At 69.9% G+C, this 25197-nt stretch carries 29 protein-coding genes and 1 pseudogene; 13 read left to right on the top strand and 17 right to left on the bottom strand.

Features of this window, described 5'->3' with window-relative positions; genetic code table 11:
- The 4 genes from ybeY to JOM49_RS15420 all read right to left on the bottom strand — a co-directional run bounded on the left by ybeY (position 1) and on the right by JOM49_RS15420 (position 2506).
- Positions 1 to 555 carry an rRNA maturation RNase YbeY gene (gene ybeY, locus JOM49_RS15435; protein ID WP_209664969.1) on the bottom strand — a complete coding sequence of 185 codons (555 nt, stop codon included), beginning with the start codon at positions 553 to 555 and terminating at the stop codon, positions 1 to 3.
- Complete coding sequence (locus JOM49_RS15430; RefSeq protein ID WP_209664968.1) at positions 552 to 1625, bottom strand: PhoH family protein; 1074 nt, start codon at positions 1623 to 1625, stop codon at positions 552 to 554. Before JOM49_RS15430 ends, ybeY begins: the two co-directional genes overlap by 4 nt.
- A gap of 94 nt (positions 1626 to 1719) precedes the next feature.
- Positions 1720 to 2076, bottom strand: a complete 357-nt coding sequence (locus JOM49_RS15425; protein ID WP_209664967.1) for a histidine triad nucleotide-binding protein — start codon at positions 2074 to 2076, stop codon at positions 1720 to 1722.
- A 28-nt stretch (positions 2077 to 2104) separates the two neighbouring features.
- Positions 2105 to 2506: a nuclear transport factor 2 family protein gene (locus JOM49_RS15420; protein ID WP_209664966.1), complete on the bottom strand. Its 402-nt coding sequence runs from the start codon at positions 2504 to 2506 to the stop codon at positions 2105 to 2107.
- Positions 2507 to 2585: 79 nt separating this feature from the next.
- Between JOM49_RS15420 and JOM49_RS15415 the strand changes: the two genes are divergently transcribed.
- Positions 2586 to 3026, top strand: a complete 441-nt coding sequence (locus JOM49_RS15415; protein WP_209664965.1) for a MarR family winged helix-turn-helix transcriptional regulator — start codon at positions 2586 to 2588, stop codon at positions 3024 to 3026.
- Positions 3027 to 3719: 693 nt separating this feature from the next.
- Here the strand turns inward: JOM49_RS15415 and JOM49_RS15410 are convergent.
- The 5 genes from JOM49_RS15410 to JOM49_RS15390 form a co-directional block, all read right to left on the bottom strand.
- A complete protein-coding gene (locus JOM49_RS15410) occupies positions 3720 to 4460 on the bottom strand; it encodes a 16S rRNA (uracil(1498)-N(3))-methyltransferase (protein WP_209664964.1) in 741 nt (246 codons plus the stop codon).
- Complete coding sequence (gene dnaJ, locus JOM49_RS15405; RefSeq protein WP_209664963.1) at positions 4460 to 5626, bottom strand: molecular chaperone DnaJ; 1167 nt, start codon at positions 5624 to 5626, stop codon at positions 4460 to 4462. Before dnaJ ends, JOM49_RS15410 begins: the two co-directional genes overlap by 1 nt.
- A gap of 40 nt (positions 5627 to 5666) precedes the next feature.
- Positions 5667 to 6689, bottom strand: coding sequence for a heat-inducible transcriptional repressor HrcA (gene hrcA, locus JOM49_RS15400; RefSeq protein ID WP_209664962.1), 1023 nt, complete (start codon positions 6687 to 6689; stop codon positions 5667 to 5669).
- 154 nt (positions 6690 to 6843) lie between these two features.
- Positions 6844 to 8340, bottom strand: a complete 1497-nt coding sequence (locus JOM49_RS15395) for a CoA-acylating methylmalonate-semialdehyde dehydrogenase (protein ID WP_209664961.1) — start codon at positions 8338 to 8340, stop codon at positions 6844 to 6846.
- Positions 8337 to 9635, bottom strand: coding sequence for an aspartate aminotransferase family protein (locus JOM49_RS15390; RefSeq protein WP_209664960.1), 1299 nt, complete (start codon positions 9633 to 9635; stop codon positions 8337 to 8339). The genes JOM49_RS15395 and JOM49_RS15390 overlap by 4 nt, the downstream gene beginning before the upstream one ends.
- A gap of 82 nt (positions 9636 to 9717) precedes the next feature.
- Here JOM49_RS15390 and JOM49_RS15385 point away from each other — a divergent pair, with 82 nt between their 5' ends.
- From JOM49_RS15385 to JOM49_RS15360, 6 genes and pseudogenes are all read left to right on the top strand, one after another.
- On the top strand, positions 9718 to 11334 hold the full coding sequence (locus JOM49_RS15385; RefSeq protein WP_209664959.1) for a PucR family transcriptional regulator: 1617 nt from the start codon (positions 9718 to 9720) through the stop codon (positions 11332 to 11334).
- 60 nt (positions 11335 to 11394) lie between these two features.
- Positions 11395 to 11769, top strand: coding sequence for an SSI family serine proteinase inhibitor (locus tag JOM49_RS15380; protein ID WP_209664958.1), 375 nt, complete (start codon positions 11395 to 11397; stop codon positions 11767 to 11769).
- Positions 11770 to 11989: 220 nt separating this feature from the next.
- A pseudogene (locus JOM49_RS15375) lies at positions 11990 to 13604 on the top strand (NCS1 family nucleobase:cation symporter-1); the annotation flags it as partial.
- Positions 13558 to 14400 (top strand): nitrilase-related carbon-nitrogen hydrolase, encoded by an 843-nt coding sequence (locus JOM49_RS15370; RefSeq protein ID WP_209664956.1) that lies wholly within the window; start codon positions 13558 to 13560, stop codon positions 14398 to 14400. The pseudogene JOM49_RS15375 and the gene JOM49_RS15370, both read left to right, overlap by 47 nt.
- An 11-nt stretch (positions 14401 to 14411) precedes the next feature.
- Positions 14412 to 15797, top strand: a complete 1386-nt coding sequence (gene hydA / locus JOM49_RS15365; protein ID WP_209664955.1) for a dihydropyrimidinase — start codon at positions 14412 to 14414, stop codon at positions 15795 to 15797.
- 22 nt (positions 15798 to 15819) lie between these two features.
- Positions 15820 to 16818: a TIGR03842 family LLM class F420-dependent oxidoreductase gene (locus JOM49_RS15360; protein ID WP_209664954.1), complete on the top strand. Its 999-nt coding sequence runs from the start codon at positions 15820 to 15822 to the stop codon at positions 16816 to 16818.
- Between the two features lie 49 nt (positions 16819 to 16867).
- On the opposite strand, the gene JOM49_RS15355 is transcribed toward JOM49_RS15360, so the two are convergent.
- The 4 genes from JOM49_RS15355 to JOM49_RS15340 form a co-directional block, all read right to left on the bottom strand.
- Entirely contained in the window at positions 16868 to 17305 is a 438-nt protein-coding gene (locus tag JOM49_RS15355; RefSeq protein WP_209664953.1) for a type II toxin-antitoxin system VapC family toxin, read from the bottom strand.
- 26 nt (positions 17306 to 17331) lie between these two features.
- Entirely contained in the window at positions 17332 to 17634 is a 303-nt protein-coding gene (locus tag JOM49_RS15350; RefSeq protein ID WP_209664952.1) for a hypothetical protein, read from the bottom strand.
- Between the two features lie 131 nt (positions 17635 to 17765).
- Positions 17766 to 18587: a siderophore-interacting protein gene (locus tag JOM49_RS15345; RefSeq protein WP_209664951.1), complete on the bottom strand. Its 822-nt coding sequence runs from the start codon at positions 18585 to 18587 to the stop codon at positions 17766 to 17768.
- 152 nt (positions 18588 to 18739) lie between these two features.
- Positions 18740 to 19075, bottom strand: a complete 336-nt coding sequence (locus JOM49_RS15340) for a hypothetical protein (RefSeq protein ID WP_209664950.1) — start codon at positions 19073 to 19075, stop codon at positions 18740 to 18742.
- 79 nt (positions 19076 to 19154) lie between these two features.
- Between JOM49_RS15340 and JOM49_RS15335 the strand changes: the two genes are divergently transcribed.
- The gene (locus JOM49_RS15335; protein WP_209664949.1) at positions 19155 to 19838 is read left to right on the top strand and encodes a TetR/AcrR family transcriptional regulator; all 684 of its coding nucleotides are present in this window, start codon (positions 19155 to 19157) and stop codon (positions 19836 to 19838) included.
- A gap of 61 nt (positions 19839 to 19899) precedes the next feature.
- Positions 19900 to 20241 (top strand): ArsR/SmtB family transcription factor, encoded by a 342-nt coding sequence (locus JOM49_RS15330; protein ID WP_209664948.1) that lies wholly within the window; start codon positions 19900 to 19902, stop codon positions 20239 to 20241.
- 47 nt (positions 20242 to 20288) lie between these two features.
- On the opposite strand, the gene JOM49_RS15325 is transcribed toward JOM49_RS15330, so the two are convergent.
- Positions 20289 to 21155, bottom strand: coding sequence for a helix-turn-helix transcriptional regulator (locus JOM49_RS15325; protein WP_209664947.1), 867 nt, complete (start codon positions 21153 to 21155; stop codon positions 20289 to 20291).
- A gap of 66 nt (positions 21156 to 21221) precedes the next feature.
- On the opposite strand from JOM49_RS15325, the gene JOM49_RS15320 reads away from it, so the two are divergent.
- Positions 21222 to 21788 carry an SDR family oxidoreductase gene (locus tag JOM49_RS15320; protein WP_209664946.1) on the top strand — a complete coding sequence of 189 codons (567 nt, stop codon included), beginning with the start codon at positions 21222 to 21224 and terminating at the stop codon, positions 21786 to 21788.
- Here JOM49_RS15320 and JOM49_RS15315 read toward each other — a convergent pair.
- Both JOM49_RS15315 and JOM49_RS15310 read right to left on the bottom strand, forming a co-directional pair.
- Complete coding sequence (locus tag JOM49_RS15315; RefSeq protein WP_209664945.1) at positions 21748 to 22197, bottom strand: GNAT family N-acetyltransferase; 450 nt, start codon at positions 22195 to 22197, stop codon at positions 21748 to 21750. The two genes, JOM49_RS15320 and JOM49_RS15315, sit on opposite strands and share 41 nt — an antisense overlap.
- A 4-nt stretch (positions 22198 to 22201) precedes the next feature.
- The gene (locus tag JOM49_RS15310; protein ID WP_209664944.1) at positions 22202 to 22948 is read right to left on the bottom strand and encodes a methyltransferase domain-containing protein; all 747 of its coding nucleotides are present in this window, start codon (positions 22946 to 22948) and stop codon (positions 22202 to 22204) included.
- Between the two features lie 57 nt (positions 22949 to 23005).
- On the opposite strand from JOM49_RS15310, the gene JOM49_RS15305 reads away from it, so the two are divergent.
- Both JOM49_RS15305 and JOM49_RS15300 read left to right on the top strand, forming a co-directional pair.
- Complete coding sequence (locus JOM49_RS15305; protein WP_209664943.1) at positions 23006 to 23404, top strand: MerR family transcriptional regulator; 399 nt, start codon at positions 23006 to 23008, stop codon at positions 23402 to 23404.
- A 79-nt stretch (positions 23405 to 23483) separates the two neighbouring features.
- Complete coding sequence (locus JOM49_RS15300) at positions 23484 to 23669, top strand: hypothetical protein (RefSeq protein ID WP_209664942.1); 186 nt, start codon at positions 23484 to 23486, stop codon at positions 23667 to 23669.
- Between the two features lie 66 nt (positions 23670 to 23735).
- On the opposite strand, the gene hemW is transcribed toward JOM49_RS15300, so the two are convergent.
- On the bottom strand, positions 23736 to 24950 hold the full coding sequence (gene hemW / locus JOM49_RS15295; RefSeq protein WP_209664941.1) for a radical SAM family heme chaperone HemW: 1215 nt from the start codon (positions 24948 to 24950) through the stop codon (positions 23736 to 23738).
- 26 nt (positions 24951 to 24976) lie between these two features.
- On the opposite strand from hemW, the gene JOM49_RS44325 reads away from it, so the two are divergent.
- Positions 24977 to 25135: a putative leader peptide gene (locus JOM49_RS44325; RefSeq protein WP_368860535.1), complete on the top strand. Its 159-nt coding sequence runs from the start codon at positions 24977 to 24979 to the stop codon at positions 25133 to 25135.
- Positions 25136 to 25197 lie beyond the last annotated feature (62 nt).

Here is a 25197-nt window from a genome sequence, read left to right as displayed (position 1 = left end):
TCAGCCGGTTTCGCCGGGGTCGGCCACGCGGTCCAGCCCGGCGGTGCCGAGCAGCCGGTCGTCGGCGTTGCGCTGCGCGTCCTGCCTGCGGGCCGCCGCGGAAGCCGCGCGGAACTCGTTCAGGATGCGCTTCTGCAGCCCGAACATCTCCTTCTCCTCGGCCGGTTCCGCGTGGTCGTAGCCGAGCAGGTGCAGCACGCCGTGCACGGTGAGCAGGTGCAGTTCCTCGGTCAGCGAGTGCCCGGCGGTGTGCGCCTGGTCCTTCGCGAACGCCGGGCAGAGCACGATGTCGCCGAGCAGGGCGGGTGAGGCGTCCGCGGCGTCGGGACGGCGGGTGCTGTCCAGCTCGTCCATCGGGAAGGCCATCACGTCGGTCGGGCCCGGCAGGTCCATCCAGCGCTCGTGCAGGTCCTCCATCACGTCCAGGGTGACCAGCAGCACGGACAGCTCGGCCAGCGGGCTGACCTCCATCTTGTCCAGCGCGAAGCGGGCCGCCGAGACGATGGACGTCTCGTCGACCCCGACGCCGGACTCGTTCGCGATCTCGATGCTCACCGGCGCTGGCCCTTCCAGCCGTTCTTCGGCTCGGTGGCGTCCTGCACGGCCTGCCACTTCTCGTAGGCGTCGACGATGTCGCCGACCAGGCGGTGGCGGACCACGTCCTGGCTGGTCAGCGTGGCGAAGTGCAGGTCGTCCACGCCCTCGAGGATCTCGCGCACCACCCGCAGGCCGCTGCGCTGCCCGCTGGGCAGGTCGACCTGGGTGATGTCACCGGTGACCACGATCTTCGAGCCGAAACCGAGGCGGGTGAGGAACATCTTCATCTGTTCCGGCGTGGTGTTCTGCGCCTCGTCCAGGATGATGAAGGCGTCGTTGAGGGTGCGCCCGCGCATGTAGGCCAGCGGCGCGATCTCGATCGTGCCCGCCTGCATCAGCCGCGGGATCGACTCGGGGTCGACCATGTCGTGCAGCGCGTCGTAGAGCGGGCGCAGGTACGGGTCGATCTTCTCGTTGAGCGTGCCGGGCAGGTACCCCAGCCGCTCACCGGCTTCGACCGCGGGCCGGGTCAGCACGATGCGGGTGACCAGCTTGCCCTGCAGCGCCTGCACGGCCTTCGCCATGGCCAGGTAGGTCTTGCCGGTACCCGCCGGGCCGACGCCGAAGACGATCGTGTGCTTGTCGATCGCGTCGACGTAGCGCTTCTGGTTCAGCGTCTTGGGCCGGATGGTGCGCCCGCGGCGGGACAGGATGTCCATGCTGAGCACGTCGGCGGGCGATTCGGAGCCACCGGCGGAGAGCATGGCCACCGTGCGCCGCACGGTGCCGGGGTCGACCTGCTGGCCGCGCCCGGCCAGGGTGACCAGTTCGGCGAACACGCGCTCGGCGAAGGCCACGTCGGCCGGGTCACCGGTGAGGGTGACTTCGTTGCCTCGGACGTGGACGTCGGCGGTGAGCAGCTCTTCGGCGACGCGCAGGTTCTCGTCCCGTGACCCGAGCAGGGTCAGCGCGGCGGCGTCGGGAATGGGGAATCGGGACTTCGCGTCCGGCGTGGCTGCCGCCTCGACCTGCTGGTCGTCACGCGGGACTTCGGATCGGGCGGCTCCACCCGGTGCGGTACCGGCCACTGGGCCTCGGGCCTGCTTTCTGCGCTGCGTCGCTGGTCGTGAGTTGTTTGGTCACCCACGATGCTAGCGGTAGGCGGCCCGGCGGCGCAGGTGGTTACCTCGCGGTGCCGAAGTGGCCGAGCTGTTCCCCGCCGAGCACGTGGGCGTGGACGTGGAAGACCGTCTGCCCGGCGTCACCCTCGGTGTTGAACACCACGCGGTAGCCGCTGGTGGTGATGCCCTCGAGCTCGGCCACCTTCGCGGCGGTGGCGACCACTTCGGCCAGCCCGTGCGGGTCGGCGGCGGCGAACTCGGCGAGGTTGCGGTACCGCTTCTTCGGCACGACGAGCACGTGCACCCTGGCCTGGGGCTGGATGTCCCGGAAGGCGAGGGTGTTCTCGGTCTCGTGCACGATCTCGGCCGGGATCTCCCTGGCGATGATCTTCTCGAACAACGTCTCCGCGTCACTCATACCGCCGACCCTAACGGTCCTCCGGCGATCAGTCTTCGCGCATCCAGGAGAGCGCGATGCGCGTTTCGCCGATCCGCCAGCCTTCGGGGGTCCGCAGGGCGGTGGCGCTCACGCGCAGCCCGCTGTTCCGGTGGGGCGGTTCGCCTTCGCGGTAGAAGAACACGAGCTGGTTGGCCGTGGCGGTGGCGCGGTCGCCGTCGACCTGCACCAGCACGTCGCCGTGCACGTGCTGGGTGCGCACCCCCTCGACGTGGCTGGCTTTGACGAAATCGGTCACCTCTTCGAGGCCGCGCAGGACGCCACCGCGCGGCGAATGCGCGACGACGTCGGCGTGGTAGACGCCGGGCAGGTCGTCGTAGCGGGCTTCGTCGAGCAGGTAGGCCAGGCGGGCGAAGAGGTCGGCGATCTCGAGGCGGTCGGTCGTGGACACGGTGACTCCTTTGATGTTGGTGACACCAACACTACGGACACAGTGTTGGTTTGTCCAACATGGGTTACCGTGGTTTCGCATGGAGGAGATTCCCGAGCGCCTGCGGACGAAGCCGAGCTGGCTGATCACGCAGCTGGCCGTCCACGCGCGCCGCCTGGTGTCCGAAAGCTTCACCGAGGCGGGTGCGAAGGGTTACCACTACCGGATCCTGGCCGCCCTGCAGGAGTTCGGCCCGTCGAGCCAGGCGGACCTCGGGCGGCGCTGCCACGTCGACCGCAGCGACGTCGTGGCCGCGGTGAACCAACTGGTGGACCTAGGCCACGTGGACCGCAGCCCGGACCCGACCCACGGCCGTCGCAACATAGTCAGCCTCACCCCCGCCGGGGCGGCGCAACTCCAGCACATGGACGCCCTACTCGCCCAAGCCCAGACGACCCTGCTCGCCGCCCTCACCCCCGCGGACCGCCACACCCTCACGCACCTACTGACCCAAGCCCTGACCCACCACACCCCGGACTAGCCCTCCCTGAACGCTATGAGTGGGGCATTACTTGCATTGGATGCAAGTAATGCCCCATTCCTAGCGTTCGGCTCCCCCAACATGGGCTCGGCTGCGCGAGTGCAGAACTCGGCCACCTGAACGTGGAACTCGGGCGCACGAACGCGGGGTTCGACTGCCTGAACGTGAGGTTCGGCTGCCTGAACGTGAGGTTCGGGTGCACGAGCGTGAGGTTCGGCTGAACGGGCGCGGTTTCGGTTGCAGCAACACCAACCCGGCAGCCAGCGCAACAAAACAGAAGCCGAGAACCCAACGAACACCGCGGCACAGAAGAAATCCAACGGAAGGTCGCGGGGGGTCCAGGGGGCTTGCCCCCTGGCGGGGGCCTGGGGGTCCGACCCCCAGACAAAATCGTTCCTTCGCCGACGCGAAGGGCGAAGCCCGAGTAAGGCGAAGGACGAAAGGAACGCCGCGGGGTGGTGGAACCTGGGGGTCGTTCCACCACCGCCGCGGCTCCGCCGGACCGAGGGGGGAGGTGTCCGGCGGGGACTCCGGTGCACCGGCTGAAAAGCCGTTGTGTCCGGAAACCGTGTGTGCTGTCTCGGATGACCAGAGTAACGGCTAGCCCTGTCGGCGCGCCAGGTCACGGCGTAAAATTACGCCAGGAAATTTCCGGGGTTTCGAATACCCGCGGTTGCCCGATCCACCTGGTGGTCAGGTCCAGCGCGACGTGAGCGCTCCAAGTGCACCTAAGGCGACCGCCGCGGCGGTCGAGGTCCGCAGGACGGTCTGCCCTAGTCTGACCGGCCGTGCGCCCGCGTCCGAGAGCAGGGTGAGCTCCTCCGGCCCGATTCCGCCTTCCGGGCCCACCACCAGCAACAGGCTTCCGGCGGACGGAAGGCCCGCGTCCGCCAGGCGGACACCCGCCTCGGCCTCCAGCACCAGCGCGCGATCGACTTCGCCGGCCAGGGCCGCGAGTTGCTTGGTGGTCATCGGTTCCGCCACCGCGGGCAGCCACAACCGCCGGGCCTGCTTCGCCGCCGCGCGGGCGGTGGACCGCCAGCGCGCCAAGGCTTTGTCCCCGCGCGGGCCGTCTTCCCACTTGGCCACGCTGCGCGCGGCCCGCCACGGCACGATCTCGTCGACGCCCGCCTCGGTGGCCAGTTCCACCGCCAGCTCGCCGCGGTCCCCCTTCGCCAGTGCCTGCGCCACGATCACGCGCAGCTCCGGCTCCGGCTCGGTCCACGACTCCTCGACCCGCAGCGCCAGTTCCGCGTCACGCCCGCCCTGCACGGAATCCGCCACGCACCGCGCGCCGCCACCCCGGCCGTCGGTGAGCACGATCCGCTCACCGGGCCGGATGCGGCGCACGGTGACCGCGTGCCGCGCCTCTTCCCCGTCGAGCACCGCTCGATCACCGGAGGGCAGGGCGTCGACCAGGAAAACCGGGTCCACTACCGGCTCTTGGTGCGCAACTTCGAGAACAGCCCGCCGTGCTTGCCGTTGCCCGCGAGCGTCGGCGAGTCCTCGCCGCGCGTCTGGGCCAGCTCACGCAGCAGCTCGCGCTGCGCCTCGTCCAGCTTGGTCGGCACCACGACCTCGACGTGCACGTGCAGGTCACCACGACCGTCCACGCGCCCGGACGACCGCAGCCGCGGCATGCCCTTGCCGGTCAGCACCAGCTCGGTGTTCGGCTGCGTGCCCGGCTCGATCTCCAGCTCGTGCTCACCGTCGATGAGCGTGTCCATCGGCATCTTCGCGCCCAGCGCGGCCGTGGTCATCGGCACGCTCAGCTTGCAGTGCAGATCGTTGCCCTGGCGGATGAACACGTCGTGCGGGGCCTCGTCGATCTCGACGTACAGGTCACCGGCCGGCCCGCCACCCGGCCCGACCTCGCCCTGGCCGGACAGCCGGATCCGCATGCCGTCGCCGACGCCCGGCGGCACCTTCGCGGTCACCGTGCGGCGCGAGCGCACGCGGCCGTCGCCACCGCACTGGCGGCACGGGTCGGTGATGACCTCGCCGAAACCGCGGCAGACCGGGCAGGCCCGCGCGGTGACGACCTGGCCGAGGAACGACCGCTGCACGGACTGGATCTCGCCCTGCCCGCCGCAGGTGTCGCAGGTCTTCGTGGTGGCACCGGCCGCGGTACCCGCGCCGCGGCACAGGTCGCAGAGGATCGCCGTGTCGACGGTGATCTCCTTGTCGATGCCGGTGGCGCACTCCTCCAGCGTCAGGCCGATGCGGATGAGCGCGTCCGAACCCGGCTGCACGCGGCTGCGCGGGCCGCGCCCGCGGCCACCACCGCCGCCCGCCGCGCCGCCGAAGAAGGCGTCCATGATGTCGCCGAGCCCGCCGAAGCCGCCGAACGGGTCGCCCCCGCCGCCACCGCGGGCGGCACCGCCGTCCATCGGGTCACCGCCGAGGTCGACGATCTTGCGCTTCTGCGGATCGGACAGCACCTCGTACGCCGTGGTCACCTCGCCGAAGCGGTGCTTGGCGTCCTCGGACGGGTTGACGTCCGGGTGGAGCTCGCGGGCGAGCTTGCGGTACGCGCGCTTGATCTCCTGATCGGTCGCGTTCTTCGCGACACCGAGCGTGCCGTAGTAGTCCCTGGCCACCGTGCTGCCGTCCTCCTGCCGAAAAACCCGAATAGCGGGCTCACTTGCCCGAGAGCATCTGCCCGACGTAGTTGGCCACCGCCCGCACCGCGGCGATGGTGGTCGGGTAGTCCATCCTCGTCGGCCCGACGATCCCCATGCCGCCGAGCAGCGTGTCCATGCCGTAGCCGACCGACACGACCGAGGTGCTCCGCATCTGCTCGTCCTCATTTTCCTCGCCGATGCGCACCGTGACCGCACCGGGGTTGCGTGCCGCCGCGAGCAGCTTCAGCACGACCACCTGCTCCTCCAGTGCCTCCAGCACCTGGCGCAGCGAACCCGGGAAGTCCGCCACGTTGCGGGTCAGGTTCGCGGTACCACCGAGCACCAGCCGTTCCTCCGGGTGCTCCACCAGCGACTCGACCAGCACGGTACACACCCGGGTGGTGGCGTCGCGCAGGTCGGAGGGGGCCTGCTCGGGCAGCTCGGCCACGCGGGCCGCCGCCTCGGTCAGCCTGCGCCCGGCCAGCGCGGAGTTCAGCGAGGTCCGCAGCCGGGAGACCGCCTCCTCGGTGATCACGTCGCCGATGTCCACCGTGCGCTGGTCGACGCGGCCGGTGTCGGTGATCAGCACCAGCATCAGCCGGGCCGCGGTCAGCGGCACCACCTCGAGGTGGCGCACGGTGGAGTTGGTCATCATCGGGTACTGGATCACGGCGACCTGCCTGGTCAGCTGCGCGAGCAGCCGGACCGAGCGGCGGAGCACGTCCTCCATGTCGACCGCGCCGTCGAGGAACGAGGTGATCGCGCGGCGCTCGGCCGCGGACAGCGGCTTGATCTCGGAGAGCCGGTCGACGAAGACCCGGTAGCCCTTGTCGGTGGGGATGCGCCCGGCGCTGGTGTGGGGCTGGGTGATGTAGCCCTCCTCCTCCAGCGCCGCCATGTCGTTGCGGACCGTGGCGCTGGACACACCCAGGTTGTGCCGGTCCACGATCGCCTTGGAACCCACGGGTTCCTGGTTGGCCACGTAGTCGGCGACGATGGCGCGCAGCACCTCGAACCGGCGTTCATCCGCGTTCGCCACGTCCACCTCGCCTTCCCCGCAAACCGGCACCGCTTGCCACGATCAGGTCAAGTTTACGGAAAGCTGCGCCCGGCGCGCTCAAGGCGGCCGAAAACCCGGCGGGTGCGGGCGGTCACCGGCGTGACCGTCCGCACCCACCGGGCCTGACCTGCGGTTATGTGTTGCGCGGGAAGCCGAGGTTGACGCCGCCGTGCGACGGGTCCGGCCAGCGCGAGGTGACCACCTTGGTCCGGGTGAAGAAGTGGAAGCCCTCCGGCCCGTAGGCGTGGCTGTCGCCGAACAGCGAGTCCTTCCAGCCGCCGAACGAGTAGTAGCCGACGGGCACGGGGATCGGCACGTTCACCCCGACCATGCCGACCTCGATCTCGTTCTGGAACCGCCGCGCGGCGCCGCCGTCGGTGGTGAACAGGGCCGTGCCGTTGCCGTACGGGTTGGCGTTGACCAGCTCGACCGCCGGCTCGTAGCCCTCGGCGCGGACCACCGACAGCACCGGCCCGAAGATCTCGTCGCGGTAGATCGACATCTCCGGCGACACCCGGTCGAACAGGGTCGGGCCGAGCCAGTAGCCGCCGTCCTCCCCGTCGACCTCGATGCCGCGCCCGTCCACCACCAGCTCCGCACCCGACTCGACGCCCGCCTCCACATAGGACTGCACGCGCGCGTGGTGCGCGGCGGTGACCAGCGGGCCCATCTCCGACTCGGGGCGGCGGCCGTCGCCGACCCGCAGCTTCCGGATCCGCTCGGCGATCTTCGCCACCAGCTCATCGCCGACCGGGTCGACCGCGACCACCACGGAGACCGCCATGCAGCGCTCACCCGCCGAGCCGAACCCGGCCGACACCGCGGCGTCCGCGGCCAGGTCGAGGTCGGCGTCGGGCAGCACCACCATGTGGTTCTTCGCGCCGCCGAGCGCCTGCACGCGCTTGCCGTGCCGCGTCCCGGTTTCGTAGACGTAGCGCGCGATCGGCGTGGACCCGACGAACGAGATCGCCTTCACGTCGGGGTTCTCCAGCAGCCCGTCGACCGCGACCTTGTCGCCGTGCAAGACGTTCAGCACCCCGGCGGGCAGGCCGGCCTCGGCGAACAGCTCGGCGATGAAGTTCGCCGCCGACGGGTCCTTCTCGCTCGGCTTGAGCACCACGGTGTTGCCGCAGGCGATCGCGTTCGGCACGAACCACAACGGCACCATGGCCGGGAAGTTGAACGGCGAGATGACGCCGACCACGCCCAGCGGCTGGGCGATCGAGTACACGTCGACGCCGGTGGAGGCCTGCTCGCTGAACCCGCCCTTGAGCAGTTGCGCGGCCCCGCAGGCGTATTCGACGTTCTCGATGGCACGCGCGATCTCACCGGCGGCGTCCGACTCGACCTTGCCGTGCTCGCTGGTGACGATCTTCGCCAGCTCGTCCTTGCGCGCGGACAGCAGCTCGCGGAAGGCGAACATCATCCGCGTGCGCGCGGCGAGGGAAGTGTTGCGCCACGCGGGAAACGCGTTCTTCGCCGCGGTCACGGCCGCGTCGACCTCGGCCGGCCCGGCGAAGTCGACCCGCGCCCGCACCTGCCCGGTCGCGGGGTCGAACACGTCCCCGGCCCGCTCGGCCACCCCGGCGTACGGCTTGCCGTCGATCCAGTGGCTGATTCGTCCCGTCACTTGCGTGCCTCCTGCGCCGCGGCGATCGATCCTTCGAGTATTTCCAGTGCCTCACCGGTTTCGGCATCGGTGAGGGTCATCGGCGGGGCCAGCCGGATCACGTTGCCGTGCAGCCCGCCCTTGCCGACCAGCAGCCCGCGCTTCTTCGCCTCCTCCAGCACCACACCGGCGGCGGGCGGGCTCGGCGAGCGGTCCACTTCGATCAGTTCCAGGCCGATCATCAGGCCCTTGCCCCGCACGTCGCCCAGCACGTCGTACTTCTCGGCCAGGTCCCGCAGCCCGCCGAACAGCGTGTCACCCTGCTTGGCGGCGTTGCCCTGCAGGTCGTGGTCCAGCAGGTAGTCCAAAGTGGCCTTCGCGCCCGCGGTGGAGATCGGGTTGCCGCCGAAGGTGGAGATGGAGTTCGCGGTCAGGCAGTCCATCACCTCGCCGCGCGCGACCACACCGCCGATCGCCAGCCCGTTCCCCAGCCCCTTCGCGAAGGTCATCATGTCCGGGACGACGTCGTGCGCCTGCATGCCCCAGAAGTGCTCGCCGGTGCGACCCCAGCCGGTCTGCACCTCGTCGGAGATCAACAGGATGCCGTTCTCGTCGAGCACCTCCTTGAAGGCGCCGAAGAACCCGTCCGGCGGCACGTTGAACCCGCCGACGCCCTGGATCGGCTCGGCGATCATCGCGGCCACGTCACCGGCGGTGCTGGTCTGCAGCACGTCGCGCAGGTCCTCGGTGCAGGCGGCGATGAAGTCCGCGTCGGACAGCGACGCGAACGGGCTGCGGTAGCGGTAACCGCCGTGCACGTAGCTGACCTTGACCGGCGAGAGCGAACTGGCCGACCAGCCGCGGTTGCCGGTGATGCCGACCGTGGCGAAGGCCCGGCCGTGGTAGGAGTTGCGCAACGCGAGGATCTGGTTGCTGCGCCGGTACTGCGTGGCCAGCATCAATGCCGTCTCGTTGGCCTCGGTGCCCGAGTTGGTGAAGAACACCTTCGCGCCGGGGATGCCGGACAGCTCGGCGATCTGCTCGGCCAGCTCGACCTGCTTGCGGATCAGGTAGAGCGTCGAAGTGTGGAGCACCCCGCTGTCGAGCTGGCTCCGGATCGCCTCGGAGATCTCCGCGACGTCGTACCCGATCGCGTTGGTCAGGATGCCGGCGAAGAAGTCGAGGTAGGTGTTGCCGTCCGCGTCGGTGACCCGCCGCCCCGACGCCCGCACGATCTCGATCGGTTCGTCGTAGTAGAGGGCGAGCCAGTTCGGCAGCACCGCGCGATGCCTGGAGAGCAGCTCCGATTCGGTCATGCGACCGAGTGTGCGGACCGGCCCGCCGGGAACGCCACGAGCAACATGTACGGACTCGGCGCCGCACGCTTACAGTCTGCCTATGTATCCCACGGTCGCCGAGGTGCTCGCCCTGCCGGTGCTCCGGCACGGGCGCCCGCACGTGGTGGCCGGGGCGGCCGGGCTGGACCGCCGGGTGCGCTGGGTGCACGTGGCCGAGGTGATCGACATCGCCCACCTGCTCAAGGGCGGCGAGCTGGTGCTGACCACCGGGGTCGCGCTGCCCGACGACGAGGCGGAGCTGGGGAAGTACCTCGATTCGCTGGCCGCGGTCGGGGTCGCCGGGCTGGTGGTGGAGCTGGTCCGGCACTGGAGCGACGCGCTGCCCGCCGGGCTGACCGAAGCCGCCGACCGCTGCGGCCTGCCACTGGTCACGCTCTCGCGCGAGACCCGGTACGTCGCGGTCACCGAGACGGTGAACGGGCTGATCGTGGACGCGCAGGTGGACGAGCTGCGCGAAGCCGAGCGGGTGCACCAGACCTTCACCGCGCTGACCGTCTCCGGCGCCGAGCCCGAGGTCGTGCTGCGCGAGGTCGCGCGCATGACCGACCAGCCGGTGGTGCTCGAGACGCTGTCCCACGAAGTGCTCGCCTACGACACCGCGGGCGCCGATCCCGGCGACCTGCTGGCCGGGTGGCCCCGGCAGTCCGCGCAGGTGCAGCTCGGCGAACGCACCGGCTACCACCCGGGCGCGGGCTGGCTGGTCACCGTGGTCGGCGCACGCGGGCACGACTGGGGCCGCCTGGTGATCGTCTGCGCCGAGCCGCCGCGCGACCGGCACGTGGTGGTCGCCGAACGGGCCGCGTCGGCGCTCGCGCTGCACCGGCTGGTCGCCAAGGACACCGACAGCCTGGAGCGGCAGGCGCACCGCGCGGTGCTCGCCGAACTGCTGGCCACCCCGGTCCCGGCCGCCGAACTCGTGGTGCGCGCGGCCGCGCTGGCCGTACCGCTGACCGGCAGGCAACTGATCGGCGCGGCGATCCGGCCGGTGCTCACCGGGGCCACCGAACCGGCGCTCAGCCGCGCGACGGTGTTGCGCGAGCTGGCCGAGGCGGCGGCGGTGGCCACCCGTCGCGCCCGGGTGTCCGCTTTGGTCGCGGTGGTCGGCGACACCAGCGTCCGCGCACTGCTTTCCCTTTCCCCGCAAGCAAAACCGGACGCGGTGCTGGAGCGGCTGGCGGCCGAGGTGCACCAGGCGCGCGGGGTGGCGCCGTCGATCGTCGCGGTGGGGAGCACGGTGGACAGCGCCGCCGACGCCCGGCGCAGCCTCACCGAAGCCGGGCACGTGGCCGACTCCGTGCCCGCCGCTGAAGGGTCCACGAGCGGATTCCACCGGCTGGAGGACGTGCGGTTGCGCGGCCTGCTGCACCTGCTGGCCGACGACGAGCGCGTGACCGCCTTCGCGTCCCGTGAACTCGGCGCGCTGCTGGCCAAGGATTCCGCGACCGGCAACCGGCTGCTGCAGGCGTTGCGGTTCTACTGCGCGCACGGGGGTAACAAGTCCGCCGCCGCGGCCGCCGCGCACATGTCCCGCACGGCCTACTACCAGCAGCTGGCCCGGGTCGAACAGGTGCTGGGCGTGCCGCTGGAGGACCCGGAATCGATGCTCTCGCTGTACGTGGCGCTACTGGCCCACGACATTCATACCACCCGACCGTGACGGCGATTTTCACCCCGTCGAGTAGCTCAGTGAACAGCTCCCGGCGCCGATGAACCGATCATGGCATTCTTTCCCTTCGAACCGCTCACCGCGTGCGCCCTCACCCTGGCCTGCCTCAGCGGCCCGGTGCACCCCGCCGGCACTTCGATCGCCCTGTCCACCCTGGACGCGGGCGGGCGCTCCGGCGCCGTCGTACTGCAGTGCGACCCGGCGGGCGGCACACACCCCGAAGCCAAGGGCGCGTGCGCCGCGCTGACCGGCGCCGACGGTGACCTGAACCGCGTGTCCCCCAAGAACATGTCCTGCACGCTCGAGTACGCGCCGGTGGAAGCCCGCGCGTTCGGCACCTGGAAGGGCACGCAGGTCGAGTTCAGCACCACCTACCCGAACCGCTGCGCCGCCGACGCCCACTCCGGCGGCGTCTTCGCCTTTTAGCCCGGCCCAACGCTATGAGTGGGGCATTACTTGCAATGAACGCTGGTAATGCCCCACTCCTGGCATTGCGAGCCGGTGACGCGGCGGTTTAGCCGCGGTTACCTCGGCGCCGGATGCATCGTGGAGATCCATGCGCAATCGACACTGTGTCATGGGACACAGCGATCGGTGAACACTCTGCCACTGCCACCCCGGGCCGCGCCGGTCGCAGGATTCCGCAATGACGCACACCCGATCGCAGGCCGGCGCCTCCGGTGACGAGATCGTGCACCCCGACGGCCGCGTCGACCTGGCCGACCCCGGGGTGCTCACGGGCAGCCGCTTCCTCAACCCCGAGCTGGCGCCGGTCCCGGTCGGCAAGCGCACCTGGACCACCTACAACTACTTCGCGCTGTGGATGGGCATGGCCCACAACATCCCCAGCTACGCGCTCGCCGCCTCGCTGATCGCCCTCGGCATGAACTGGGTGCAGGCGCTGATGACCATCGTGCTCGGCAACATCATCGTGCTCGGGCCGATGCTGCTGAACAGCCACGCCGGCACGAAGTACGGCATCCCGTTCCCGGTGTTCGCCCGCGCCTTCTACGGCATCCGCGGCGCCAACTTCGCCGCGCTGCTGCGGGCGTTCATCGCCTGCGGCTGGTTCGGCATCCAGACCTGGGTCGGCGGCGAGGCCATCTTCATCCTCACCGGCAAGCTCGTCGGCGGCGGCTGGCGCGAGGCCGCCGAGATCGCCGGGCAGCCGTGGACGCTGTGGCTGTCCTTCGGCGTGTTCTGGCTGGTGCAGATGCTGATCATCTGGCGCGGCATGGAAGCGGTGCGCCGCTTCGAGAACTGGACCGCGCCGCTGGTCTCGGTCGGCTTCCTGATCCTGCTCGGCTACGTGCTGGTCAAGGCGGGCGGCTTCGGCCCGATCCTGTCCGACCCTGGCAGGCTCGGCTGGGGGCCGGACTTCTGGAAGGTGTTCGCGCCGATGCTGATGGCGATGATCGCCTTCTGGTCGACGCTTTCGCTGAACATGCCGGACTTCACCCGCTTCGGCGGCAGCCAGCGCAAGCAGATGCGCGGGCAGATCCTCGGCCTGCCCACCACGATGACCTTCATCGCCGTGGTCGCCATCCTGACCACCTCGGGCGGCAAGGTGCTCTACGGCGAGGAGATCTGGGACCCGGCGAAGCTGGCGGACAAGTTCTCCAGCCCGGTGCTCGTGGTGCTCGCGCTGATCGCGCTGGTGCTGGCGACCATCTCGGCGAACCTGGCGGCGAACGTGGTCAGCCCGGCGTACGACTTCTCCAACGCCTTCCCCAAGCGCATCACCTTCGCCGTCGGCGGGTTGATCACCGGCGTGATCGGCATCGTGATCCAGCCGTGGAAGCTGTACTCCGACCCGAGCATCTACATCTTCGCCTGGCTCGGCTTCTACGGCGGGGTGCTCGGCGCGGTGGCCGGGGTGCTCGTCGCCGGGTACTGGGTGCTCAACCGGACCGAACTGCACCTGGCCGACCTCTACCGCGAAGGCGGCCGCTACTGGTTCCGCGGCGGCTGGAACTGGCGGGCCGTCGTGTCCACGGTGGCCGGTGCGGTGGTGGCCGTCGGCGGCGCCTACACCGCCGCGGGCGAGCAGGGACCCTTCCCCGCGGACGGCCTGATCCCGTTCCTCAAACCGTTCTACGACTACAACTGGGTGGCCGGCCTGATCGTGGCCTTCGTCGTCCACCTCGCCCTTTCGGCCAAGTCACGCAACAAGTCCAGTGGCGTCGAACACGCTGCCCCACAAGGAGGAGACAAGTGAGCGACCTGGTACGCGCGGCCCTGATCCAGCAGCGCTGGACGGGCGACAAGGAGTCGATGATCGCCGGTGCGGTGGACGCCATCGGGAAGGCGGCCTCGCAGGGCGCCCAGGTGATCTGCCTGCAGGAACTGTTCTACGGCCCGTACTTCTGCCAGGTCCAGGACACCGACTACTACTCCTACACCGAAGGCATCCCGGACGGGCCGACCACCAAGCTGATGCAGGAGGTCGCCGAGCGCCACGGCGTGGTGCTGGTGGTGCCGATGTACGAGGTCGAGCAGCCGGGCGTCTACTACAACACCGCCGCGGTGATCGACGCCGACGGCACCTACCTCGGCAAGCACCGCAAGAACCACATCCCGCAGGTGAAGGGCTTCTGGGAGAAGTTCTACTTCCGGCCAGGGAACCTGGGATACCCGGTGTTCGACACCGCGGTCGGCCGGATCGGCGTGTACATCTGCTACGAGCGGCACTTCCCCGAGGGCTGGCGCGCGCTCGGCCTGGCCGGGGCGAAGATCGTGTTCAACCCGTCGGCGACCAGCCGCGGGCTCTCGGAGTACCTGTGGCGCCTGGAGCAGCCCGCCGCCGCGGTCGCCAACGAGTACTTCGTCGGCACGATCAACCGGGTCGGCGTGGAACCGCTGGGCGACAACGACTTCTACGGTCAGACCTACTTCGCCGACCCGCGCGGCCAGCTGATCGGTGACGCCGCGTCGGACACCGAGGACGAAATCGTCGTGCGTGACCTCGACATGGGTCTGCTCAACGAGGTCCGCGACCTGTGGGCGTTCTACCGCGACCGCCGGCCGGACAGCTACGGCCCGCTGACCGAGGCGTGAGGGGGCCCGGCATGCGCACCCTCATCAAGGGCGGCACCGTCCTCAGCGCGACCGGCACCAGCGTGGCCGACGTGCTCGTCGACGGCGAGAAGATCGCCGCCGTGGCCGCGCCGGGTGTGTTCGGCGAAGCGGACGAGGTGATCGACGCGACCGGGAAGTACGTGATGCCCGGCGGGATCGACGCCCACACGCACATGGAGATGCCCTTCGGCGGCACCTTCTCGCACGACACCTTCGGCACCGGCACCACGGCCGCCGCCTGGGGCGGGACCACCACGATCATCGACTTCGCGGTGCAGGCCAAGGGCACCACGCTTCAGTCCACTTTGGACAAGTGGCACGAGAAGGCCGACGGCAACTGCGCCATCGACTACGGCTTCCACATGATCATCTCCGACGTGAACGACACCACGCTCAAGGAGATGGAGTCGTGCATCGGGGCCGGGGTGACCAGCTTCAAGATGTTCATGGCCTACCCCGGCGTCTTCTACTCCACCGACGGCGAAATCCTGCTGGCCATGCAGAAGGCCCGTGAGACCGGCTCGACGATCATGATGCACGCGGAGAACGGCATCGCGATCGACCAGCTGGCCGCGCAGGCCTTCGCCGCCGGGAAGACCGAGCCGGTGCAGCACGGCCTGACCCGGCCGCCGGAGCTGGAGGGCGAGGCCACCTCGCGCGCGATCCAGCTGGCCAAGGTGACCGGCTCCCCGCTGTACATCGTGCACCTTTCCGCCGCGCAAGCGCTTGCGGCCGTGGCGGAGGCACGCAACGCCGGGCAGAACGTGTTCGCTGAGACCTGCCCGCAGTACCTCTACCTGTCCATCGAGGACATGGCCAAACCGGGCTTCGAGGGCTCGAAGTACGTGGCCTCCCCGCCGTTGCGGGAGAAGTCGCACCAGCGGGACCTGTGGCGCGGGCTGCGCACGAACGACCTGTCCGTGGTGTCCACCGACCACTGCCCCTTCTGCTTCGAGGACCAGAAGGTGCTGGGCGCCGACGACTTCCGGGCCATCCCGAACGGCATGCCGGGGGTGGAGCACCGGATGGACCTGCTGCACCAGGGCGTGGTCGCCGGGGAGATCACCCTGGAACGCTGGGTGGAGACCTGCTCGACCACGCCGGCGCGGATGTTCGGGCTGTACCCGCGCAAGGGCGTGATCGCCGCCGGTGCCGACGCCGACATCGTGATCTACGACCCGAAGGCGAAGCAGACGCTCTCGGCGGAAACGCACCACATGAACGTGGACTACTCCGCGTACGAGGGCTTCGAGCTGACCGGCCGGGTGGAAACGGTGCTGTCGCGGGGTTCGGTGGTCGTCTCGGCGGCCGGGTTCACCGGCTCGACCACGCACGGCCGGTTCCTCGAGCGCGACCTGAACCAGTACCTGAGCTGACCGCGACCGAGGGGTGTCCACTGTGGATTTCGGTGTTGTGCTCCAGACCGATCCGCCCGCCGGTGACCTGGTGCGGCTGATGACCACGGCCGAGGGCGAGGGGTTCCGCTACGGCTGGACCTTCGACTCGTGCGTGCTGTGGCAGGAACCGTTCGTCATCTACTCGCGGATCCTCGCGGCCACCTCCTCGATGGTGGTCGGCCCGATGGTGACCAGCCCCGGCACGCGGGACTGGTCGGTGCTGGCTTCGCTGTTCGCCACGCTGAACGACATGTACGGCAACCGCACGGTGTGCGGCATCGGCCGGGGCGACTCGGCGCACCGGGTGGTCGGCCTCAAGCCGTCCACCTTGGCCACGCTGCGTGAGTGCATGCACGTCACGAAGGAACTGGCCGAGGGCCGCGAGGTACTGCTGCGGGACAAACCGGTGCGCATCCCGTGGGTGCGCGACGGGCGGCTGGAAATGTGGATGGCCGGGTACGGGCCGCGGGCGCTGAAACTGGTCGGCGAGCACGCCGACGGCTTCATCCTGCAGTGCGCGGACCCGGCGATCGCGAAGTGGACCATCGGCTCGGTGCGGGAGGCGGCCAGGGCCGCGGGCCGCGACCCGGAAGGCATCACGATCTGCGTCGCGGCGCCGGCTTACGTCGGTGACAACGTGGTGCACCAGCGGGAGCAACTGCGCTGGTTCGGGGGCATGGTCGGCAACCACGTGGCCGACCTGGTCGCCCGCTACGGGGAGTCCGGGGACGTGCCGAAGGAGCTGACCGAATACATCCGGGAACGCGAGGGGTACGACTACGCGCACCACGGGAAGGCGGGCAACCCGTCCACCGAGTTCGTCCCGGACGAGATCGTGGACCGCTTCTGCCTCACCGGCCCGGCAGGCGCCCACGTCGAGCGGTTGCAGGAACTGGCGGAGCTGGGCGTGGACCAGTTCTCGCTGTACCTGATGCACGATGAACGGGAACAGACGCTGAGCGCCTACGGTTCACAGGTCGTCGGCAAACTATCCAGCTGAAACGAGCCGGGGGACGCGCCCTGGTATTCGGGCGCGCCCCCGGCTCGTGTCACTGATCGACTTCGGGGTAGATCCTGAAGTAGGACACGTGCACGGGCTTGATGTGCTCGAAGTGCCTTCGGTCCACAGTGGCGACCTCGGTCGTCTGCAGCCGTTCCGCCGTGGCCACCACCGCGGCGTCGGCCAGACCGAGCGGCCAATCCGAGTACTGCCGCATCAACACGGCCATCCGCCGGAAGTCGTCGTCCATCGGGTGGTAGATCCGGAACTGCGGCGAGCGCATCAGCTGTTCGATGAACGCGGCTTCAGCCTCACCACCGAGGTGCTTCTCGATGTACTGGCAAACCTCGGTGAGGACCAGTGAAGGCACCAGCAGATCGCGAGTCGCGGCTTTCTCCAGCCAAGCGGCGACCGCCCGGTGATGGTCGTCCTTGCGACTGACCATGGCGATGAGCGGGCCGGAATCGATCACGATGGGACGTGCCATGGAGGTTCAGCGATCCCGGCGCAGGCTCAGACTTCGTCCTGGTCGCGCACCACGGCCTTGACCCGCTCGGACGAATCAGCGGGCAGCTCGAACATCCCGAGGAAGGACGGAGGCGAATAAGGCTTCCCGGACTCCGCTTCAGTGACGGGTTCGGGCTTGCGAATGCCGCCGTGACCAGCCACTACTGTCCTCGGACCGAGCCCGAACCGACCACTGACCGACTTCGGCTTCTTTTCCGTGGCAACCCGCCTGTACAAGCCGCTCGCAGCAGAACGCGCCCGGTCGGTCGACCCGTCCGGCTCGTGGTGGTTCCGCTGCTTGTTGCTCATGACCTAATGCTACATCTCGAACGTCGGTGACCCTACGCAGTCACGAGGCTGAGGCTCCGTTGGCAGGTGCCGTGAATGTGGCTTTCACGGCGGATTGTGCCGTGAAAGCCACATTCACGGCATCCCAGGCCTCAGGCGACGGCGGATTCCTTGGCTCGTTCTTCGGCCTTTTCGGCCTGCCAGCCGTCTTCGTCCTTGCCTCGGCGCCAGTAGCCCGAGATGGACAGCAGGTCCTTGCGCACGCCGCGCTCGTTGAGCAGGTGTCGCCGGAGTTCGCGGACGAAGTCGGCTTCGCCGTGCACGAAGGACTGGACGACGCCCTCGCCGAAGTCGAGGTCTCGTACCTTCCGCACCAGGTCGCCGCCGGCGGAGCGGTGCAGCCAGGTGATCTCCGCGTCAGCCTTGGTGGCGAGCGGGAGTTCCTCGTCCGGGCCGCCGACCAGGATGAACGCCTGGACCTTCGCACCCGACGGCATCCGCTCGAGTGAGGCGGAGATCGCGGGCAGCGCGCTTTCGTCCCCGACGAGCAGGTGCCAGTCGGCCTCCTCGCCCGGCGCGTAGGCCCCGCCCGGCCCGGCGATCAGCATGTCGTCACCGGGCCGCACACCCAGCGCCCACGGCCCGGCGATGCCCTCGTCGCCGTGCACCACGAAGTCGATGGCCAGCTCCCCGGCCTTCCGGTCGAGGTAGCGCACGGTGTAGGTCCGGGTCCGCGGCCACTGCTCGCGCGGCAGCTCGGCGCGGATCTGCTGCAGGTCCAGCGGCTCGGGGTACCGCACCCCCGGCACCGGGAAGGTGAGCTTCACGTAGGCGTCGCTGTAGCCGTTCTCCTGGAACTGCGCCAGGCCCTCGCCACCGGCGACCACGCGCACCATGTGCGGGGTGAGCCGCTCGGTGCGCAGGACCCGCAGGCGGATCAACGGCCGTGGCCGCCTGGCTGGACGCTCCGCCATGAGATGTCCCCTTTGTTCACCGAGTACGTGCAAAGCTAAGGCTAGCCTAACGGCAATGATCGCGGAGGCACAGACCAGCAAGGGCTCAGCGCCGCTCGAAGATCGCATCCGGTACGCCACGAGCAGGCCCGACCACTCGAATGAGACCTACGTCACGATCTCTTCAGCCGGGCCGCACAGCCGAGCTCGTCGCCCACCTCCGCCAGCAGGGCACCCACCCCGGCCCGGGTCCGCTCCCCGAAGCCGATGAACAGGCGGTTCGCCAGCGCGACCGTCCACACCGGGCTCTTGGCGACGTTGTACACGCGGTGGACCAGCGTGGACCCGCCCGGCGCCGCCGTCACCCGGTACTCCCCGCGGTACCACCAGCCACCCTGAGACCAGGCCAGGTCACCGTCGCGCCGGAACCCTGTCTTCCGGACCACCAGGGCGAGGACCTGCTCCGGCGGCGCGTCGACCTCGCCTGCCACTTCGACCATGAGCTTCATGCCACTCCTCCGAACGCCGTTCGTTCAACGAACAGCATTCGTAGAGACGAACGTTGTTCGCGTCAAGTACGGTGTTCGCATGTCCGTTCCCGCTCCGCCGTGGCGGCGCTCCGGCCGCACGGTCAAGCCGCAGCTGTCCCCCGAGCTGATCGTGCGCACCGCGCTCGGCCTGCTCGACGCCGAAGGCATCGACGCGGTGAGCATGCGGCGGGTCGCCCAGTTGCTGGACACCGGCGCGGCCTCGCTGTACGCCCACGTGGCCAACAAGGACGAACTGCACGAGCTGATGTTCGACCAGGTGCTGGGCGAGGTCGAACTACCCGAACCGGACCCGGCTCGCTGGGACGAGCAGCTGCGGGAAGTACTGCAGGGCCAGCTTTCCGCGATGCTGGCGCACCCGGGCATCGCGAAGGTCGCCTGGGCCACCCAGGTCCCGGTCGGCCCGAACGCGTTGCAGCACGGGGAAACCGTGCTCGCCCTACTGCGGGCCGGCGGACTGTCCGAACGGGAGGCCGCCTACGCCTCCGACGCGCTTTCCCTGTACACCAAGGCGTTCGCCTATGAGGGCAGCGGCTGGGCATCGGGCGAGTTCGACCAGGCGGAAGCGGCGGAACGCGGGCGGCAGATGCACGAGTACCTCAGCTCGATGCCCGGCCGGTTCCCGAACATGCTCACCCTCGGACCGTACTTCTCCGCCGAGACCGCCGCCGACCGGTTCCGCTTCGGCTTGAACATGCTGCTCGGCGGCCTGCGCCGCGGTTGACACCACCGGCCATCGCCCCTATGTTCAACTGACTTGTTGATAAAACGGTAGGTTGCATTCGATGACGGTGGATGACGAGTGGCTGGACCGGGCGTTCGCCGCGCTCGGCGATCCCGTCCGGCGCGCCCTGATCGCGCGCCTTTCGCGTGGCGAGGCCACGGTGAACGAGCTGGCCGAGCCGTTCGAGATCACCAAGCAGGCGATCTCGCGGCACATCCAGGTGCTCGAATCCGCGGGCCTGATCACCCGCACGCGTGACGGCCAGCGCCGTCCGTGTCATCTGGACCCCGCCGCACTGGAGGCGCTGACCGCCTGGATCGACGGCTACCGGCTGACCGCCGAAAGCCGTTTCCGGAAGCTGGATGCGTTACTCGACACGCTGAACGCGCCCGAATCCCCCTGAGCCGTCCCCGCCGGAACGACCACCTTCAGGTTCGGGTGAAATAGTTGTCACCGCTCGATTTTCGGTGAGAAACTTTCCACCACGGCGACCCGCTCACCCCTGAACTCCGCCCTCGCCGGGGTAGCCCCCACCCCGGCGAGGGCGGCAGCCGAGGCTGAGCCCGGTTCGGCGTAGAACACCACCAGCCGCTGGCCGCCCTCGTCGGGCAGCGGCAGCAGTTCGTCGGTCAGCGTGAGGCGGCCCGCGTGCGGGTGGTGGTAGGTGCGGGTGTGGTGGGCGCAGGCACGTACCGGATGAGCCGACCACAGCCGGTCGAATTCGGCGCTGGACTCCCGCAAATCCTCGATCAGCGCCGCCAGGACGGCATCTCCGGGACGACGTCCGGCGATCTGCCGCAGATCGGCCACGGTGTCGCGGGCTTTGTCCGCCGATTCACCGAACAGGGCTCGCACTTCGCGGTCGAGGAAGAACAACCGCGCCCAATTCGGGCGGGCGTCGAATTCGAGGTGCGGTGCGAGCAAGGCGTGCCCTCGGCGGTTCCACGCCAGCACGTCGACGTGCCTGCCGAGGATGAGCGCCGGCACGGAGTCCAGCGTTTCGAGCAGCATCCGGTGTCTCGGCGCCAATCGTTCCGGTGCGTTGGCGGTGATTTTCGCGTTCGCCAGCGTGTGCAGGTGCGTGCGTTCCTCGTCGTCCAGTCGCAGCGCCCTGGCGAGGGCTTCGAGGACCGAGTCGGACACGTTGCCGCCCTGGTCCTGCTCCAGCCGCGTGTAGTAGCCGGGGCTGACCCCGGCCAGTCGCGCCAGTTCCTCCCGGCGCAAGCCCGGCACCCGGCGGAACTCGCCGTAGTCCCGCAGCCCGACGTCGGCGGGCCGCAGCCGCGCGCGGCGGGTCCGGAGGAAGTCACCCAGCATGGTTCCAGGATGCCTGTACCTGGCAGGGGCAGGCACGGCCGCCGCCGCGGGCGCAGGATCGGGCGCATGAAGGTAGTAGTGATCGGCGCGACCGGGACCATCGGCAGCGCGGTGGCCGCGGCCCTGCTCGCCCGCGGCCACCACGTGGTCCCCGTCTCGCGGACCGGCGACCCCGGGGTCGACATCGCCCAGCCCGACCGTCTGTTCGCGACGGTGCCCGACATCGACGCCGTGGTCTGCTGCGCGGCGAGCGGCGCGCTCGTCCCGATCGACTCGGGCACCGACGAGGAATTCTTCACCGGCCTGCGCACCAAGCTGCTCGGCCAGGTGCGCCTGCTGCGGCGAGCCGTCGAGCACCTGCCCGACGGCGGCTCGGTCACCTTGACCGCGGGCACCTTCGAGGAGCCGACGCCGGGCAGCGCGTTCGGCGCGCTCACCAACACCGGCCTCGAAGCGTTCGCCCGCACAGCCGCGTGGGAGCTGCCCCGCGGTCTGCGCGTCAACGTGATCAGCCCCGGGTGGGTGCACGAGCACGCCACCCCGGCCGAGGTGGTCGCGCTCGACTACGTCCGTGCCGTCGAAGACGCCGGCCTCAACGGGGAGACTCTCCGAGCGGGATCACGTAGTGGATGAAGCCGCGGTTCTCGGCCACCCGGTCGTAGAGCTTCCTGGCCTGGTGGTTGTCCTGCTTGGTGTGCCAGTAGACGCGTGAACACCCGCGCCCGGCCGCCCACGCCGACACCGCTTCGATCAGCGCGCGGGCCGCACCCCGGCCGCGTGCTTCCGGCGCGGTGAACAGGTCCTGCAGGTAGCAGACGTCGGCCGAGGTGGTGCTCGCGTGCACGAGGAAGTGGGTGATGCCGACCAGCCGACCGTCGAGCCGGGCACCCAGCGCGTGCATCCGCTCGCCGGTGGTGAACTCCCGCCAAGCCCGCTCCGCGACCTCGTCCGGCAGCTCACGACCGTAGAACTCGTTGTAGCCGCGGAAAAGCTCCTGCCAGACCGGGCGATCCCCGGCTTCCAGCGCACCGATCTCGATCATCCGCTCAGCCTACGGCCGGTCGGGTGCCGGAGACCACGAATTGGGGGGCGGCGAGGAAGAACCGGCCGCGCTCGACCCGCGCCCGCTGATCTGTCAACCAGTTCTCCGCCCGTTCCGCGCTGACGGCCCCCGTGCCGACCGCCGCCGCGGCCGCCGACTCGAGCATCGGCAGGCCGGTCGCGCCGGTCAGCACGGCCGTGTGCACCTCGGCTTCGACCTCGGTGAAACCGGCTTCGAGCAACAGGTTCCGTTGCAGCAGCGCGCTGCGTGGTGACGGCATGGACGCGACCTGGGCCATCAGCACGGCCCGCCCGGTCTCCACATCCGTGCTGTCCAGGCCCAGCATTTCCCAGTTCGGTCCGATGAGGACGATCCGGCCGCCGGGCGCGAGGACACGCGCGGCCTCGGCCAGCGCGGCCACCGGATCGGCGAGCGCGTGGTAGACGCGTTCCGCGCGATAGCCGTGGAAATGGCCGTCGGGAAAGGGGAGTGCCTGCGCGCTGCCTTCGGTGAACTCCCCGCCGGGATGCCGTTCCTTCGCCACCACCAGCACTTCCGGGTTGACGTCCACCCCGCTCACCACCGCACCGGCCGCGGTCAGCTCCCCCACCGAGGTCCCGGTGCCGCAGCCCACATCCACCACCCGGCCGCCGGGTGCGAGCCGGAGCAGTTCGTGCGAGCGGTGCCGGGCGAGCGCGGCACCGGGCTCGCGGTCGAATCCGTCCATCATGGCCACGAAACGTTCGATCATCGGGACTTCCTCAGCTCGGGGTTGCCGTCACCACCCAGCCTGTGACTTCATGTCGACATGAAGTCAAGTACGTTCTCCGTCGGTGACCTGGCGAGCCGGTTCGGGCTGCCGGCGAACGTGCTCCGGCACTGGGAAACCGAGGGACTGCTGACCCCGGAACGCACCGCGGGCGGGCAGCGCCGCTACCGGACCGCCGACGTGGTCAAGGTGGTGCTCATCCTCCAGGGCAAGGAACTCGGGTTCAGCCTCGGGGAAATCCGCCGCGTGCTGACCACCGAAGACCCGGCCGACCGCCGCGCGGCGCTGCGCGACCAGCACGCCGCGCTCACCCGGCGCATCACCGAGGCCGAAACCGCCCGTGACGCCCTCTCCCACGCGCTCGCGTGCACCAGCGAGGACTTCCTCGAGTGCGAACACTTCCGCGGTCACCTCGCCGCACGCATTCCGCCGGGCTGATTGCTCCGAATGCGAGGAATCGGTTCGGCCGGACCCGGGTACCTCAGAGACATCGGGGGACCGAGAAGGGAGAAATGCCGTGTTGGCCATCATTGCCGCGGTTATTTTCGGCTTGGCGCTGATCCTCGACCTCACCGACGCTTCGATCGGCGACGTGATCAACGGCGGGACACTGCTCACCGCCGGCCTGCTGTGCATGGCTCTGCACCTGGCCGGGGTCGGCACCAGCGTCCGGGCCGGTGGCTGGCGACGCAGCCGTCGCTGACCCCACACGCGCGACACGAATGTGGCTTTGGGGGCGGAATCGGCCCCCAAAGCCACATTCGTGTCCTCACGGCACCAGGCGGCGCACCACTCCATCGGCCAGTAGGCGGCCCTTGTCCGTCAGCACGGCTCGTCCGCGACCGTCCAGTTCGGACTCGACCAGCAAGCCCTCGCGCGCAGCCGCCCGCGCTTCGGAAGCGCCTTCGGCGTCCAGCGCCTCCAGCGGCAACCCCTCCGCGAGACGCAGCTCCAGCATCACGCGCTCGACGTGCCGCTCGTCCTCGGTGAGCACCTCCTGCCCACCGGCGGGCACGTGCCCCGCGGCCAGCAGGTCCGCGTACTTCGCCGGGTGCTTCACGTTCCACCAGCGCACCCCGCCGACGTGGCTGTGCGCCCCCGGCCCGGCGCCCCACCAGTCCCCGCCGCGCCAGTAGCCCAGGTTGTGCCGGCACCGCGCCGCGTCCGAGGACGCCCAGTTCGACACCTCGTACCAGCGCAACCCGGCCGATCCGAGCACCTCGTCGATCAGCTCGTAGTACGCCGCGAGCACGTCGTCGTCCGGCATCGGCAGCTCGCCCCGGCGCACCCGCCTGGCCAGCGCCGTGCCCTCCTCGACGATCAGCGCGTACGCCGACACGTGGTCCACCTCGGCGGTCAGCACCGCGTCCAGGGAAGCCCGCAGGTCCTCGACGCGCTCCCCCGGCGTGCCGTAGATGACGTCCAGGTTGACGTGCTCGAACCCGGCCGAGCGCGCCTCGATCGCGGCGAGGATGGGCCGGCCCGGCGTGTGCACCCGGTCGAGCACCTTCAGCACGTGCCGCGCCGCCGACTGCATGCCCAGCGAGAGCCGGTTGTAACCCGCGTCACGGATCCCGGCGAAGAACTCCGGCGAGGTCGATTCGGGGTTGGACTCGGTGGTCACCTCGGCGTCCTTGGCCAGCCCGAACGACGACCGGACGGCGTCCAGCACGGCGGCGAGGCCGTCCGCCCCGAGCAGCGACGGCGTGCCCCCGCCGACGAACACCGTGTCCGCCGCGGGCGCCCGGCCCAGCATCGACGCCGCCAGGTCCAGTTCGCGGCGCAGGCCGTCCAGCCAGCTGCTGGGCGAGGAGGACGTACCCAGCTCACCGGCGGTATAAGTGTTGAAGTCGCAGTAGCCGCAGCGCGTGGCGCAGAACGGCACGTGCACGTAGACCCCGAACGGCCGCGTGCCGAGGCCCGCCAGCGCGGTGGCGGGGAGGGCCAGGTCGGCCGGGGGCGTGGGATCGGTGAGCAGTTGCACGCCCCCACTATCCCAAATCCGCCGCCGTGACCAGGGGCGGTGACCTCGCTCCCACCATCCGGGCAAGCCTCGACCACATTGTGGACGCGTGGCACCCTGGGACCGTGACCTACGCCGGTGTCCTGCTCGTGGCCCGCCGCCACGTCGACCTCCGACGTGTCGCCAGCGCCCTCTGCCGTGCGTAATCCCGCTCCGCCCGCCTGACCCAGCCACGTCGGCGCCGAGCCAAGCCGCGATCGCTCCCACC

The sequence above is a fragment of the Amycolatopsis magusensis genome (assembly GCF_017875555.1).
In the GTDB taxonomy this organism is placed as follows: Bacteria; Actinomycetota; Actinomycetes; order Mycobacteriales; family Pseudonocardiaceae; genus Amycolatopsis; species Amycolatopsis magusensis.
Note: the sequence above shows the minus strand (reverse complement) of the source record. Positions and strands in the feature narration are given on the sequence as shown.